This window comes from Bradyrhizobium sediminis (assembly GCF_018736105.1).
GTDB lineage: Bacteria > Pseudomonadota > Alphaproteobacteria > Rhizobiales > Xanthobacteraceae > Bradyrhizobium.
This window is the reverse complement of the sequence record NZ_CP076135.1, coordinates 5,025,931-5,040,916: the sequence shown is the minus strand read 5'-3', so window position 1 is coordinate 5,040,916 and position 14,986 is coordinate 5,025,931. Positions and strand designations below refer to the sequence as shown.

Sequence of the window (14,986 nt, the reverse complement as noted above, 5' to 3'; positions counted from 1 at the left end):
ACGGGACCGCCGCGCGGGCGTGCCGATGACGTTTAGGTTAACGCCAGTTGCATGGACGATGGCCGCAAACATCGGTAGAACTAACGGCCTTGCACCCCTCGCGAAGAGATCAATTGATGGCAGCCGCTCCCGGTGTCCGGCGTTCCGAACTCGGTGATGCGCTGCGCGCCTGCCGCAGCGCGTTTCTTGGCGTCGGCGCCATGAGCTGCATGATCAATCTTCTGTACCTGACCGGCTCGATCTTCATGCTGGAGGTCTACGACCGGGTGCTGCCGAGCCGCAGCATCCCGACGCTGGTCGCTCTGGTCATCCTCGCCGGCGGCCTGTACATCGCCCAGGGCATTCTCGACCTGATCCGCGGCCGCATCCTGGTCCGCATCGGCACCTCGCTCGACGAGGCCCTCAATGCCCGCGTGTTCGAAACCGTGGTGCGCCTGCCGCTGATGGTGGGCGGGCGCAACGAAGGCCTGCAGCCGCTGCGCGATCTCGACAATGTCCGCTCGTTCCTGTCCGGCATGGGGCCGGGCGCGTTCTTCGACCTGCCGTGGCTGCCGTTCTATCTGGCGATCTGCTTTGCCTTCCACGTCCTGATCGGCGTGACCGCGCTGGCCGGCGCCATCGTCCTGGTCACGCTGACCATCATCACCGAATACATGTCGCGCGCGCCGGCGCGCGAGGCCATGGGGCTTGCCGCGCGCCGCAACGATCTGGCTGCCACCAGCCGGCGCAATGCCGAAGTGCTGGTCGCGATGGGAATGTCCGGGCGTCTGACCAGGCGCTGGAGCGAGGCCAACGAAAGATATCTGGCGGGCAATCAGCGCGCCAGCGACGTCGCCGGCGGTCTCGGCGCCATTGCCAAGGTCATGCGCATGACGCTGCAGTCCGCGGTGCTCGCGGTCGGCGCCTATCTCGTGATCAATCAGGAGGCCACCGCCGGCGTCATCATCGCCGGCTCGATCCTGAGTGCGCGGGCGCTGGCGCCGGTCGATCTCGCCATCGCGCACTGGAAGGGCTTCGTCGCCGCGCGCCAGAGCTGGCACCGCCTCAACCGCATGCTGGAATCATTGCCGGCGCAGACGGCGCCGACGCAGCTGCAGACCCCGTCGAAGCGGCTGTCGGTCGAGGCCGTCAGCATCGTGCCGCCGGGCGATCAGAAGATCATCGTCCAGGACGTGACGTTCGCGCTGGAGGCCGGCAACGGCCTCGGCGTGATCGGGCCGAGCGGATCGGGCAAGTCGTCGCTGGTGCGCGCGCTGGTCGGCGTCTGGCATCCGCTGCGCGGCAAGGTGCGGCTCGACGGGGCGGCGCTGGACCAGTGGTCGAGCGACGTGCTCGGCCGCCACGTCGGTTATCTGCCGCAGGATGTCGAGCTGTTCGCAGGCACGGTCGCGCAGAATATCTGCCGGTTCGATCCGGACGCCACCTCGGAGGGGATCATCGCCGCCGCCAAGGAGGCGGGGGTCCACGACATGATCATCAAGATGCGCGAAGGCTACGACACCCAGATCGGCGAGCAGGGCACCGCACTGTCGGCCGGCCAGGCGCAGCGCGTGGCGCTGGCGCGGGCGCTGTACGGCAATCCGTTCCTGATCGTGCTGGATGAGCCGAACTCCAATCTCGATACCGAAGGCGACGAGGCGCTGACGCGCGCGGTGCGCGGCGCGCGCGAGCGCGGCGCCATCGTGGTGGTGGTGGCGCACCGGCCGATCGGGATCGAGGCGGTCGACATGCTGCTGGTGCTGAAGGACGGCCGCATGCAGGCCTTCGGGCCGAAGGAAACCGTGCTGGGGCAGGTGCTGCAGCAGCGGGTCGCGCCGCCTTCGCCGATCAAGATCGTGTCCGAGGGAGGCGTAGCCAAGTCATGAGCGGCAGCAAAATGCGGACTGCGAAAGCCTCGATCCGGCTGCATCTGGTCATCGGCCTCGCCGTCATCGTCGTGCTGGCGGGCGGGCTCGGCGGCTGGGCGGCGACCGCGCAGATCTCGGGCGCGCTGATCGCACCGGGACAGATCGTCGTCGATACCAATGTGAAGAAGGTACAGCATCCGACCGGCGGCGTCGTCGGCGAGGTGCGCGTGCGCGATGGCGCCGCGGTCAAGGCCGGCGACGTGGTGGTGCGGCTCGACGACACCGTCACCAAGGCGAGCCTTGCGATCGTCACCAAGAGTCTCAACGGGCTGTGGGCGCGGGCGGCGCGGCTGGAAGCCGAACAGCGCGGCCTCGACAAGCTCACATTCCCGCCGATGCTGCTCGATCGCGCCGACGATCCCGACGTCCAGAACGTGATGGCCAGCGAGAGCAAGCTGTTCGAGGTGCGCACCACCGGACGCGCCGGACAGAAGTCGCAGTTGCGCGAGCGCGTGGCGCAGCTGAACGAGGAGATCGCCGGCCTGACCGCGCAGGAAAAGGCCAAGGAAAAGGAAATAGCGCTGATCGAGAAGGAACTGGTCGGGGTTCGCTCGCTCTACGAACAGCACCTGGTGCAGTTGTCGCGCCTGACGGTGCTCGAGCGCGACGCGGCGCGGCTCAACGGCGAGCGGGCGCAATACATCGCGGCGCGGGCGCAGGCCAGGGGCAAGATCACCGAAACCGAGTTGCAGATCATTCAGGTCGACAAGGATCTGGTCAGCGAAGTCTCCAAGGATCTGCGCGAGACCAACGACAAGATCGGCGAATTCGTCGAGCGCAAGGTGACGGCCGAAGACCAGTTGCGCCGGATCGACATCCGCGCGCCGCAGGACGGCGTGGTGCTGCAGTCGACGGTGCATACCGTCGGCGGGGTGATCACCGCAGGCGACGCCATCATGCTGATCGTGCCGCAGGCCGACGCGCTTTCGGTCGAGGCCAAGGTCAATCCGCAGGATATCGACAAGCTGCAGGTCGGCCAGAAGACCGTGTTGCGGCTGTCGGCGTTCAATCAGCGCACCACGCCGGAATTGAACGGAACAGTCACCCGCGTCTCGCCCGACGTCACCACCGACCAGCGCACCGGCCAGAGCTATTATACCATCCGGGTCTCGATGTCCCCGGAGGAAGTCGCGCGCCTCGGCGAGGTCAAGATCATCCCCGGCATGCCGGTGGAGGCCTTCGTGCAGACCGGCGACCGCACCATGCTGTCCTATCTGATGAAGCCGCTGAGCGACCAGCTGATGCGCTCGTTCCGCGAGCGGTAGTTCAACCCACAATGTCGTCCCCGCGAAAGCGGGGACCCATAACCACCTAATGTGCGTTGTGATGCTGGCTAGCGGCTCCAGCTTTGCTCAATACACTCAGATTGGTGGTTATGGGCCCCGGCGTTCGCCGGGGCGACGGTGGTGTTTTAGCGCGACAGATTCTGCAACAGCAGATTCAGCGCGGCCGTTGCGAACACATGCATGTTGCCGAGCCGGTCGGCGCGGCCGGTCTCCAGCGTCATCGCAATTGGCTCTGACCCGCCCGCGATCCCCATGCAGCAATGGCCGGCGGCGTCGCCGTAGCGGTTGCCGGCAGGACCCGTGGCGCCGGTTTCCGACAGCCCCCAGTTGGCGGCGAAGCGCTGGCGGATCTGGTTCGCCAGCAGTTTGGCGTAGACTTCCGAGGCGGAGCGGATGCCCTTCATCACCTCGTCGGGGATGTCCATCAGGATCCGCCGCGCGTCGCGGGTATAGACCACCGCCGAGCCGAGGAAATAGGCCGAGGCGCCGGGCACTGCGAGCAATGCGGCCGAAATCAATCCGCCGGTCGAGGACTCCGCGACGGCGATGGTTTGGCGCCGCTCGATCAGTCGGGCGGCGATGTTTTCGGCGATCGGGACAAGGTCTTTCATCGACTTCTCAATTCCTGCGGAAGATTCGTTTCAACAATCCCGGCTGGCTGTCGGGCTTGTCGGCGAGCGAGTGGTAGACGACACGGATGAAGTTTTTGCTCGCGAGCTCGTCCGGCGCCCATTTGGGGTCGAGATCGGCGAACGGTTTCAAGGCCACCGCCTCGTCTTCGGTCTTGCCGTCCTTGACCAGCTTCGCCATCCGGTCGCGCGCGGTGACCAGCATGGTGCGGAATTCCGCCAGCGCCGCCTTGTCGGCGACCGGCCCGTGACCCGGCACGATTTTGGTCCTGGCGTTGGTCAGCTTGAGATAGACGTCGGCTGCCGCGATCATCCCCTTGATGTTGCCGCCATTGGCGAAATCGATATTGGGATAGCGGCCGTTGGTGAAGGTATCGCCGGTGGCCAGCACGCGCGCGGTCTTGAACCAGACATAGGTGTCGCCGTCGCTATGCGCATTGGGGATGTGCTTGAGGTCGGCAACGCGTCCTTGCAGCCTGATCTTGGAAAAATTCGTATAGGTGTCGGACGGCAGCGCTCCCTGCGGCGCCGGCGGCGTCTTGACGCCGGTGAGGCCGTTGGTGGTGCCCGCCATCAGCCGCTTCTTGACATTGTCCTGGGCGACGACCGTGACGCCTTCCTTGGCGAAGGCTTCGTTCCCGCCGCTGTGGTCGCCATGATAATGCGTGTTGACGAGATATTTGATCGGCAGGCTGGAGGTCGCAGCCACCGCGGCCTTGATCCTGTCGTGCAGCGGCGCGAACTGGCCGTCGACCAGGATGATGCCGTCCTTCGCCACCACCACGGTGATGTTGCCGCCCTGGCCTTCGAGCATGTAGGCGTTGTTGCCGAGCGCGACGGTCTTGATCTCGGCCTTCGAATAATCCATCGGCGGCGCGGACGGTGGCGCGGCCGGCTGCTGCTGCGCGAAGGCCGGCCCGGACAACGCCAGCAGGGCTGTGACTGCGGCCATTCTCAGTCCTTGCATGCCATGCCTCCCTTGCGACGTCTTTGTTATCTCCTAGCACAGGATTGCATGGCTGCCGACTCAGGAGCGGCTGGCCCGCCGATGGACGGGGAAGCGCGCGGGCCATATGCTGCGCCTGTTACAGCGAGCCAACGCCGAATTCTGATGTCGCCCCCGCGCGAAGAGGAAACCTTGAGGTCATGACGTCACCGATCGCGGGCGGCGTGGATTGCGATCTGCATCCAGCCGTTCCTCACCTGACCAGCCTGCTGCCCTATCTCAACGATTACTGGCGCGATCAGGTCACGACCCGCGGCATGACCGACCTGGTGTCGCAATCCTATCCGGCCCATTCGCCGATCTCCTCGCGGCCGGACTGGCGCCCGGCGCAGGGCAAGCCGGGCTCGAGCCTTCAGGACATGCAGGCGCAGGCGCTCGACCGCTTCGCCGTCAGCTATGGCATCTGCAATCCGCTGTACGGCGTGCAGATGGTGTTTTCCGAGGACATGGCGGACGCGTTCTGCCGCGCGCTGAACGACTGGCTGGTCAGGGAATGGCTCGACAAGGACGCGCGGCTGCGCGGCTCGATCGTGATACCGGTGCAGAGCATCGAGAAGTCGGTGGCCGAGATCGAGCGCTGCGCCCAAGACAAGCGCTTCGTCCAGGTGCTGATGCTGGTCATGGGCGACATGCCCTTGGGCAAGCGCGCCTACTGGCCGATCTACGCCGCCGCCGAGCGGCTGGGGTTGCCGATCGGGATTCACGCCGGCAGCGCCTATCACAACCCGCCGACCTCGGTCGGCTGGGGCTCCTATCACATCGAGGACTATGTCGCGCAGGCGCAGGCGTTCCAGACCCAATTGACCAGCCTGATCGTCGAAGGCGTGTTCGCGCGGCATCCTGACCTGAAGATGGTGATGCTGGAGTCCGGCTTCACCTGGCTGCCGGCCTATCTGTGGCGGCTGCACAAGTTCTGGCGCGGCGCGCGCATGGAAACGCCGTGGGTGGACCGCTCGCCCCAGGAAATTGTGCGCAGCAACATCCGCTTCTCGCTGCAGCCGGTCGATGCACCGCCGGATCCGGCGATCCTGAATCGCCTGTTCGACCATATGCAGTCGGACGAATTGCTCCTATTCTCGACCGACTATCCGCACTGGCAATTCGACGGCGACGCGGTGCTGCCCGAAGGAATATCTTCAGAACTCGTGCGCAAGATCATGATCGACAACCCGCACGCGACCTATCCTCGCCTGAAGCAGGCTGCGCTGGCATGATCCCGAAAAGTGGAAACCGGTTTTTGGAAAAGATCATGCCCAAGAGCTAAGGAGAAGACGCCATGAACGTGCAGTTCCGCGACCGTCCGGAGCCGGCGTCGCCGGCGAGCGTCAAGACCGCGATCGCCGATTGCGACATTCATCCGGCGCGCGCCACCAAAGACGAGCTGTACCCGTTCCTCGCCGGGCGCTGGCACGCCCATCTCGAAACCTACGGCGTCCACGCCTATCAGGGCATGATGGAAGGCCCGCCCTATCCCAAGACGCAGCCCAATGCGTCGCGCCGCGACGCCTGGCCGCCGGAAGGCGGCCAGCAGGGCTCGTCGCTGTCGTTCATGCAGAAGCAGCATCTCGATCCCAACCATGTGGCGCTCGGCGTGCTCAACCCGCTCGGCGCCACCGGGCAGGGTATGCGCAATCACGATCTTTCCGCCGCATTGGCGACCGCCATCAACGACTGGCAGATCGAAAAATGGACCAGCAAGGACAGCCGGCTGAAAGCTTCCGTCGTGGTCGCCAATGAGGACGGCATGGCCGCGGCCGCCGAAATCCGCAGGCGCGCCGGCGACAGGAATTTCGTGCAGGTGCTGCTCCTGAGTCGCAACGTCGAGCCGCTCGGCCAGCGCCGTTACTGGCCGATCTATCAGGCGGCGGAGGAGGCCGGGCTTCCGGTCGGCGTTCACGCCTTCGGCTTCGGCGGCAATCCGATCACCGCCTCGGGCTGGCCGAGCTACTACATCGAGGAGATGGTCGGCCATTCGCAGTGCCAGCAGACCGCGCTCGCCAGTCTCGTGCTGGAAGGCGTGTTCGAACGGCACCCGAAACTGAAGATGATCATGATCGAGGCCGGCTTCGGCTGGGCGCCGTCGCTGTCGTGGCGGCTCGACAAGGTCTTCGAAAAGCTGCACGGCGAGGTGCCGCATCTGAAGCGCAAGCCGTCGGAATATATCCGCGACCACATCTTCTGGACCACGCAGCCGATGGAAGACCCCGAGCGGCGCGATCATCTGTTCGACGTTATCGACTGGATCGGCTGGGACAAGCTCTTGTTCGCGACCGACTATCCGCATTGGGATTACGACGAGCCGTCGCGGGTGCTGCCGGCCGGCGTCAGCGACGCCAACCGCGAGGCGTTCTATCTGACCAACGCGCTGAAGCTGTACGGATTAGCTTGATGGCCCGACATGTCATTGCCCCGGTGGACGAATTGCCGCCGGGTACGCGAAAATTCCTCACCATCGACGAGCGGCCGATCGCGATCTTCAACATCAACGGCGAATTCTTCGGCCTGTTGAACCGCTGCCCGCACCAGGGCGCCGCCCTGTGCGAAGGCCCGCTGATCGGGCTGGCGCAATCCTCCGATCCCGGCGAGATCGAATATACGAGGTTAGGCGAAATCCTGCGCTGCCCCTGGCACGGCTGGGAATTCGACATCCGCACCGGGCAATCCTATTGCGACCCAAAAAAATTCCGCACCCGCGCCTATCCGGTCAATGTCGAGCCGGGCGCGAGCGTGGTGAAGGGGCCGTACGTCGCGGAGACGTTGGCGGTGTCGGTGGAGAGCGATTACGTGGTGGTGGATCTCTAACTGTCATCGCCCGGCTTGACCGGGCGACCCAGTATTCCAGAGCCCTCTCGGTTGAAAACGAGAACCCGTCTTCATCCCCCAGCAATCTCAGGATAAAGATCGATCCAGTTGGGATTGTCTTTCTCTATCAGCGCGATCTTCCAGGCCCGCGTCCATTTCTTCAACCGCTTCTCGCGATGGATGGCAGCTTCGATGTCCTCGAAGCATTCGAAATAGACCAGCCGATTCACGTCATGTTCTTTGGTGAAGCTTTCGGCGGCGCCCGATTTGTGCTCGGACACCCGGCGAACGAGGTCGTTGGTCACGCCGATGTAAAGCGTACCACCGATGCGGTTGGCAAGGATATAGATGTAGAAGCTGCGTGCTCCCATCTGCCGTCTCTGGGATACTGGGTCGCCCGGTCAAGCCGGGCGATGACAGTATCATTTTGTGCGGTCAAAGTCGCTGCACTCGCAATGACGTCGATAGGCTAAACCGTCTGCTCCATCGTCCGCCGCTTCCTTGCGCCCTAGCCGGATATGCCGCCGCAGTCGCGGCATGTCAGCTATTGGGGGACGAGCGGACCTGCCTTGGACCAGCCCCGAAGTCCGACTCTGACCCAAAGCGGAACTCGCTTGGCGTCATCCGTAGACATCTTATGCCTGATCAATCTCAGGCGCGCTCTATCGCGTACACTAGGCGTTCGCCGCACCAGACTTCGACGCTGGCGGCTGTGCCGGTAAACTTGCGAGCGTGGGAGACAGCATGCCCGTCGTCGCGGCAATTGGGCAACGTGATTTCCTCGGTACACTTCCCGTCTTGTGCAATCAACCGCGCGACGTATTCAACCATGGTTGTAGTCGATAGAGAACGCACGCGGTCTCGTCAACTCCCTGGTGTGTCGCGCATCATCTTGAAACGCTGATTCACGCGCGCGCGTGGATCCTGCTGTAGAACCGCGATACCGCCTTCCGTCTGAATCCAGACCGGGTTCTGGCGAAAGCGGTTGAACAAGTCTCCCTGAGCGAAATCGAAATGGACCTCGATGGCAGCAGACGTCGACGACGTCGGTGCGGCGCCGGGCATAACGCGACCTCCAGCGCATCTACAAACCATTGAAATCGCGCAACGCGAATCCCGCGCGCCGACAGGCGAGACGCTCCTTGCCGGGCAAAGCGTCCCCTGAGATCGAACTCGCCACATGCACGAAAGCCGTGAAATCTGGCTTCACCGACTTCCGACCGCGCCTTTTTTGGGTCCCGGCTCCGCGCTCTCGCGGCCGATCGAGTCCTTGCTAGAAATCACCCGCTTCGGTAGAGTGCGTCGCAGAATAGTTAATTTTGCGTGAATGGATCAGTTAAGATGACGGTAGTTCAGGGCGTGGTGTCGGAAGAAGGTGCGGACCGGAAAATGCCGCCGGGAGTGCTTGTCGAAGGCCCGGTGGTGGACGCCAAGTTTCGCGATTCCTATGCCGCGTTCGGCATCATGATCGGAGGTTCGATCGCGGCGCTGGTCTGGGCATTCACGCAAGGCATCGGCTGGGTGGAGATTTCGGTCTTCGCCGGCATGTTCGTGCTAAGCACGGTCGGCATCGGCTTCATGCATCGCTACTTCGTCCACCGCAGCTTCCGCTGCGGTCCGGTCATGCGGACGCTACTCGCCGCGATCGCCACGATGGCGGTGCAGGGCTCGGTGCTCAAATGGGTCTCCAATCATCGCCGGCACCATCTTCACTCCGACAAGCCCGGCGATGTCCACAGCCCTTACTATGACGGCGCCGGTAACCGCCATGTCAGCTTCGCCAAGGGAATGTTGCATGCGCAAGGCGGCTGGGTGTGGGACCAGGCCACCACCGATGCCGAATACTACGCCAAGGATATTCTGGCCGACCCGATCGCCATGTTCTTCACCAGGACGCGCTGGTACTGGTACGCGATATCGGCGGTGTTCATTCCGGGCGCCCTCGGCTACGCGCTTGGCGGCGTGCACGCGATGATCGGCTGCGTATTGTTCTCCGGCCTGTTCCGCAGCTACGTCATGACCATGGCCACCTCGCTGGTCAACTCGGTCTGCCATAGCGACGGTCGCTACGGTTACCGCCGCTTCGAGACCGACGATGGCACGACCAACGAGTTGGTGACCACGATCCTCACCTTCGGTGAAGGGCTGCACAACAACCATCATCGGTTTCCGCGGGACGCCTACCTTTCGCACGCCTGGTACGAGATCGACATCAATGGCCTGATTATTCTGGGGCTTGGAAAACTCGGGCTCGTGCACGACATTTTCGCGGCCGGCTCGCTCCCAGGTTCGGACGGCGGACAACGTTCAACACCAGATCCGGAGGCTATGGTGGCATCACGCTAGTGGTCGAGCGCGGCCCGCGCGCTCGGCGTGCCGCGTCTTACCACCAGCCCCGTTGCGCCGGATAATAGGGCTGGCCGCCGCGCCGGCGCGCATTGCCGGGCTGGGGCTCCGGATTGCGCTGGGAAAAGAAGCCGAAGCCGCTGTTGTTGTCGCCCCAGAAGTTCTGCTCCGCGACGTAGATATCGGGCGTAGGCTTGCGCGTGATGAAACCGCCTTGCGGCTGGTGGCTCAGCACCGCGACGAACTCGGTGCGATAGTTGGTCTCTGCGCTCAGCGGCTCGTCCGAGATGACGATCGAGGATCGCGGCAATGCGGTAGGCGCGATGCGATCGAGCACCGCCTGCGGGATGGTGATGCGGTCGAGCGCGGCCTTGGCGTCTTCGGCGTTGTCGATCGTGACCGCGTTCCAGCGCAGGCCGGCGTCGTTGCGCGCCAGCGCCGTGAACACATGGGTGCCGATCCGCCTCTCGGGATCGCGGATCGCGACCGGAACTTCGATGGTCGCATCGAACACCTCGCCGCCCCCATCCGGCGCCGGCTTGTGCGTGTTGCGCCGCACGTAAAGCTTTCGCGTTGCGCGGCTGATGAAGATCGACGCCGGCTCGAGCGCGAGCTTTGCTTCGCTTGCCGCTTTGGCGGTGTCGGCCTTCCTCGTCGCGGCCGCCTTGGCGGCATCCTTTGCGGTGGCGGCGGCCTCAAACTTCGGTTTTGCGTCGGCCCTGGCGGTATCGAGCTGCGTGCCCAGGTCGGCGGCCCTGGCGGCGGCCTTTTGCCTGAGGTCCTCGGTCCGCATCCTGGCCTCGTCCGTCTTGGCGGCGGCGAACGCCTTGCCGGCGGCGGCGAGTTCGGCCTCGGCGCGGGTCTTGAGCCCTTCCAGCTTGCGCAGCGACGCCGTCAGCGCCGCGATCTCGCGCGGCGCTTTCGCGGCGGTTTTCTTCGCCTCGTCGGCTGACCTCGCAGCCTCGGCCGCCTCGCTCGCGAGCGCCTCGGCCCTGGCCGGCGCGGCCGCGATGGCCTCCGCCTTCGGCACGAACAGGACAGGATGGGAGAAATCGACCGGCTCGGCGTTGTCAGGCGCGATGATCACGCGCATCCCGATCCGCGTCTTGTCGAACAGCTTTTCGGCAAAGCCGAAGGGCATCCGCACGCAGCCGTGCGAGGCCGCATATCCGGGCAGCGGCCCACCGTGCAGTGCGATGCCGTTCCAGGTGATGCGCTGCATGTGCGGCATCGAGGCATCGTCATACATGGTCGAGCGGTGGTCCTTGTCCTTCTCCAGCACGGCGAAGACGCCGGCTGGCGTCTCGCGTCCCGTGGTGCCGGTCGATACCGGCGCGCGCAGGATCCAGCCATCGGCGTCGTAGAAGGTGACCCGCTGGCTCCTAATCGACACGATCGCCATGATCGGCTCGCCCGCATCGCGCGGCGCCACAGCCTCGGTGGGTGGCGCGGGGCGCGCCGGTCTCGCCGCGGCCCCGGCGGTCAGCGCCGCCAGCGCGGCCGTCGCCGCCAGCGTGACAATGGCGGGAGGCCTCCAACGCCTCATCGCCCCGGTGGATCGCGCCGCAAATCGATTTAACATGCCGTGCCCCGGTTGAGATGTCTGTCCGCACCTGCTTCGACCAAGTGATTCTCTCATATACGACAGCCCACGTAGGCGGAAGCGTGGCTGGCGGCTGATGGCAGCCCTGGCTGCGGCAAAATAACCCGACGGGCAAGATTTCGCTTAACCCGTCGGGCAAATCACTTTTACAGATTCGCCCGTCTCACCCGGCAAGAGGGGCGTATCGCGATCGTCACGAAACGCGGGATGGGATGCGGTGGACGCGGGCAGCGCGCGAGACGGGCGTGCTGGCAGCGGACGGCGAAGCCGTGTGGTCCTGGCACCCCGACGCTGGTGTCAAGTTCCTGGGAAGCAAGCTTCTCAGGGGCGACGGTGGCAAGAAAGCCCGGTCACCGGGGAGAGCGCGGTATAAGCCGTAAGACCATTGCGCAGGGAATGTCGGATGCTTCCGCTGAACCTGTATGCTCGTGTGCGCTTTCTTCGCACAACTTTGCACACGAGACCGCGGGTGCAGCGCGCATCCGGCATTCCCTGCTCCCTCGTTTTTGAGGGACAGCTACGCAAACCTCGGGCAAAATCATGCCGCGAGAACGCGAACGCGTATCTGCTGTTTGACAGATCGGAAATAGGTTTCGTCGTCCCGGACAAGCAAGCACAGCGAGCGCTGATCCGGGACCCCAGCGTGAGCGCAATTGCGCTCATCGCGGCGCCGCGGCGGTCATTATTGAGCGCGCTGGTGGACGGCTTCCTCTCAACAACTCGGGCCGGTGGTTATGGGTCCCGGCTCAAGGCCGGGACGACGAGTGGAGAAAGCTGAGCCATAGGGTGGGCAAAGCGTCAGCGTACCCACCATTCACGACAACGCTCTCGATGGTGGGCACGGCGCAAGAGCGCCTTTGCCCACCCTACGTTCTCGCAATGACGCTGCTAAACCCCACCCGCCATCATCCGCCGCTCCCTTGCATGGCGCACCAGCGCGACGAAGCGGTAGATGCCGTGCACGAACTTGCCGTAGGGCATGGTGATGAACAGCGAGAACACCACGCCGAGATGCAGCGCCAGCAGCGGACCCATTGCCGCGGTGTCGCGCAACAGCAGCAGCGCCATGCCGGTCAGGCTGGTCAGGAACAGCATGGCGATGAAGGCGACGTCCATGCCCATGCGCTGCTGATCGACCAGATCAGTATCGCGCTTCCATTTTTCCTTAAGCAATCCCGCCGGTCCGATCAAAAGTCCGATGCCGCCCAGCGTGCCCAGCACGACAGGCAGGTCCCACCACGGATACGGCGCCTCGCGCGCGATCAGGTAGTGATACAGCGTCGCGACGCAGGTCGCGGCGAAGCACAGTGCAAAACCGTAGAAGGTCAGGTGATGATGGATCTTGCGCAGGTCGCTCGGCCGTTCGTCTTCGTTGACGCAGCCGACCCCGCCGCCGTCGAGATAGCGCAGTTGCGTTGCATCCTTCATCGCCTGCCACAGCGAGGGCGGATCCGCCAGCATGCCGATCGGCTCGCCGATGTCGCGCCAGAACGCGCGCACGCCCATGACAAGCGCGACGATCGCATAGAGGAACGCCGCGCCGAACAGCGCCGCCATCGCGTTGTGCGGCATCAGTTTGTAGAACGCGCCGGGGCCGCTATGGATCCCGAACAGCACCTGCCGGTCGTGCAGCGCGGTGAAGCCGAAGATGAAGGCTGCGACGCTCAAGGCTGCGATCAGGCTGATGGCAAGGCCGTTGCGCGCGAACAGGCCGGCAAAGGCGCGGGGCCACGCATAGGCGGCCCAGGATTCGGCGCGGGCGATCGCGAGCGTCTTCGGGACGTTGACGTTGAATTCATGCGGCGGCGAGAACTGGCAGTCGGTGTAGCAGGCGCCGCAGGCGTGGCAGAGATTGGCGAAATAATTGAGGTCGCCGTCGGAGAACGAACGGCGCATTTCCATCGCCGGAAAAACCGCGCAAAGGCCTTCGCAGTAGCGGCAGGAGTTGCAGACCGTCATCAGCCGGTCGGCTTCCTCGAGGATGTTAGTTCCGTGCATTTTGCGCCGCTTCCCGTCCCGCGATCCGCCCGAACACGCTGCCGATGGTCATGCCGATGCCGGCGGCGTAACCCTTGCCGAGCACGTTGCCGGCCATGATTTCGCCGGCGGCGAACATGTTGGCGGCAGGCCTGCCGTCCTTCATCAGCATGCGCGCCTGTTTGTTCACGCGGGTGCCGAGATAGGTGAAGGTGATGCCGGGCCGCACCGGATAGGCATAATAAGGCGGCGTCTCGATCCGCTGCGCCCAATGGGTCTTCGGCGGCGTCAGGCCTTCGGTGCGGCAATCGTCGAGGATGGTGTGGTCGAAGGTGCCGGGCCTGACCGCGGCGTTGAAGTCGGCGATGGTTTTTTCCAGCGCAGCCGCATCGAGCCCGAATTTGCCGGCGAGTTCGGCGATCGAGCCGGCCTCGATCGGCGGGAACAGCGTCGGCATGAAGCTGTTGCGCACACTGGCATCGAAGACGATGTAGGCGATCTGGCCGGGTTGCGCCGCGACCAGCCGGCCCCAGATCGCGTAGCGCTTCGGCCAGATGTCCTCGCCCTCGTCGTAGAAACGCATCGCGTTCTTGTTGACGACGATGCCGAACACGACCGAGTCGTGGCGGGTGATGATGCCGCCGTCGAATTTCGGCGCCCGGGCATCGATCGCCACCGCATGGCATTGGGTGGGATCGCCGACCTGCTGCACGCCCTTGTTAAGCAGCATTTTCAGGATCGAGCCGCGATTATAGGGCGTGCCGCGGATCAGGAAATTGTCGGCGGCCTCGCCCCAATATTGCTTCAGCCATTCGATGTTGGCCTCGAATCCGCCGGCGGCCGCCACCAGCGTCGCGGCGCGCACGCTGACGCGGCCGTCGCCCTGCTTGAGATCAGCGGAGAGAAACATGCCGTTGTCGATGTCGAGGTCGAGCACTTCGGCGTCGTAGAGGATGTCGACGCCGAGCCGTTCGGCGGTCAGATACAGCGCGTTCAGCATCGCCCGGCCGCCGCCGAGGAAGAACGAGTTGGTGCGGCCGAGGCTCAGCGTGCCGCCGAGCGACGGCTGCCAGCGCACGCCCTGTTCGACCACCCAGCCCAGGATGTCCTTCGACTCCCGGATCATGTGGCGGGCGAGTTCCTCGTCGGTCTGGCCCTCGGTCACAAGCTGCAAATCTTCCCAGAATTCCTGCTCGGTATAGGGCCCGGTCAGGATGTCGGTCGCCGCGTCGTGGGCGCAGCGCATGTTGCGGGTGTGGCGGGTGTTGCCGCCCCGATAGAATTTCGGGGCGCCTTCCAGCACCAGCACCGACGCGCCGGCGCGCCGCGCGCTGATCGCGGCGCACAGCGCCGCGTTGCCGCCGCCGATCACCAGACAATCGAATTTTCGGGAGAGGTCGACCATGCGTCTTGTTATTATTGTTTGCACG

Annotated in this window: 13 protein-coding genes; 6 read left to right on the top strand and 7 right to left on the bottom strand. The window is 64.5% G+C overall.

The window, feature by feature from the left end; genetic code table 11:
* Positions 1-116 precede the first annotated feature (116 nt).
* Both KMZ68_RS24075 and KMZ68_RS24070 read left to right on the top strand, forming a co-directional pair.
* On the top strand, positions 117-1,865 hold the full coding sequence (locus tag KMZ68_RS24075) for a type I secretion system permease/ATPase (protein WP_215613605.1): 1,749 nt from the start codon (positions 117-119) through the stop codon (positions 1,863-1,865).
* On the top strand, positions 1,862-3,172 hold the full coding sequence (locus KMZ68_RS24070; protein ID WP_215613604.1) for an HlyD family type I secretion periplasmic adaptor subunit: 1,311 nt from the start codon (positions 1,862-1,864) through the stop codon (positions 3,170-3,172). The genes KMZ68_RS24075 and KMZ68_RS24070 overlap by 4 nt, the downstream gene beginning before the upstream one ends.
* Positions 3,173-3,318: 146 nt before the next feature.
* Here KMZ68_RS24070 and KMZ68_RS24065 read toward each other — a convergent pair whose 3' ends face one another.
* Both KMZ68_RS24065 and KMZ68_RS24060 read right to left on the bottom strand, forming a co-directional pair.
* Entirely contained in the window at positions 3,319-3,804 is a 486-nt protein-coding gene (locus KMZ68_RS24065) for a CinA family protein (RefSeq protein WP_215613603.1), read from the bottom strand.
* A gap of 7 nt (positions 3,805-3,811) precedes the next feature.
* Positions 3,812-4,774 carry an MBL fold metallo-hydrolase gene (locus KMZ68_RS24060; protein ID WP_215613602.1) on the bottom strand — a complete coding sequence of 321 codons (963 nt, stop codon included), beginning with the start codon at positions 4,772-4,774 and terminating at the stop codon, positions 3,812-3,814.
* Between the two features lie 194 nt (positions 4,775-4,968).
* Between KMZ68_RS24060 and KMZ68_RS24055 the strand changes: the two genes are divergently transcribed.
* From KMZ68_RS24055 to KMZ68_RS24045, 3 genes are all read left to right on the top strand, one after another.
* Positions 4,969-6,042 carry an amidohydrolase family protein gene (locus KMZ68_RS24055; RefSeq protein WP_215613601.1) on the top strand — a complete coding sequence of 358 codons (1,074 nt, stop codon included), beginning with the start codon at positions 4,969-4,971 and terminating at the stop codon, positions 6,040-6,042.
* Between the two features lie 62 nt (positions 6,043-6,104).
* Positions 6,105-7,217: an amidohydrolase family protein gene (locus KMZ68_RS24050; RefSeq protein WP_215613600.1), complete on the top strand. Its 1,113-nt coding sequence runs from the start codon at positions 6,105-6,107 to the stop codon at positions 7,215-7,217.
* A complete protein-coding gene (locus KMZ68_RS24045) occupies positions 7,217-7,630 on the top strand; it encodes a Rieske (2Fe-2S) protein (protein WP_215613599.1) in 414 nt (137 codons plus the stop codon). The genes KMZ68_RS24050 and KMZ68_RS24045 overlap by 1 nt, the downstream gene beginning before the upstream one ends.
* Before the next feature lie 71 nt (positions 7,631-7,701).
* On the opposite strand, the gene KMZ68_RS24040 is transcribed toward KMZ68_RS24045, so the two are convergent.
* Both KMZ68_RS24040 and KMZ68_RS24035 read right to left on the bottom strand, forming a co-directional pair.
* Positions 7,702-8,001 carry a GIY-YIG nuclease family protein gene (locus KMZ68_RS24040; protein WP_215613598.1) on the bottom strand — a complete coding sequence of 100 codons (300 nt, stop codon included), beginning with the start codon at positions 7,999-8,001 and terminating at the stop codon, positions 7,702-7,704.
* 493 nt (positions 8,002-8,494) lie between these two features.
* Positions 8,495-8,695 (bottom strand): hypothetical protein, encoded by a 201-nt coding sequence (locus KMZ68_RS24035; RefSeq protein ID WP_215613597.1) that lies wholly within the window; start codon positions 8,693-8,695, stop codon positions 8,495-8,497.
* 276 nt (positions 8,696-8,971) lie between these two features.
* Here KMZ68_RS24035 and KMZ68_RS24030 point away from each other — a divergent pair, with 276 nt between their 5' ends.
* The gene (locus KMZ68_RS24030; RefSeq protein WP_215613596.1) at positions 8,972-9,976 is read left to right on the top strand and encodes an acyl-CoA desaturase; all 1,005 of its coding nucleotides are present in this window, start codon (positions 8,972-8,974) and stop codon (positions 9,974-9,976) included.
* A 37-nt stretch (positions 9,977-10,013) separates the two neighbouring features.
* Here KMZ68_RS24030 and KMZ68_RS24025 read toward each other — a convergent pair whose 3' ends face one another.
* The 3 genes from KMZ68_RS24025 to tcuA form a co-directional block, all read right to left on the bottom strand.
* Positions 10,014-11,522, bottom strand: coding sequence for a L,D-transpeptidase (locus tag KMZ68_RS24025; RefSeq protein WP_371741386.1), 1,509 nt, complete (start codon positions 11,520-11,522; stop codon positions 10,014-10,016).
* 945 nt (positions 11,523-12,467) lie between these two features.
* On the bottom strand, positions 12,468-13,577 hold the full coding sequence (gene tcuB / locus KMZ68_RS24020; protein WP_215613594.1) for a tricarballylate utilization 4Fe-4S protein TcuB: 1,110 nt from the start codon (positions 13,575-13,577) through the stop codon (positions 12,468-12,470).
* On the bottom strand, positions 13,564-14,961 hold the full coding sequence (gene tcuA, locus KMZ68_RS24015) for an FAD-dependent tricarballylate dehydrogenase TcuA (protein WP_215613593.1): 1,398 nt from the start codon (positions 14,959-14,961) through the stop codon (positions 13,564-13,566). Before tcuA ends, tcuB begins: the two co-directional genes overlap by 14 nt.
* Positions 14,962-14,986 lie beyond the last annotated feature (25 nt).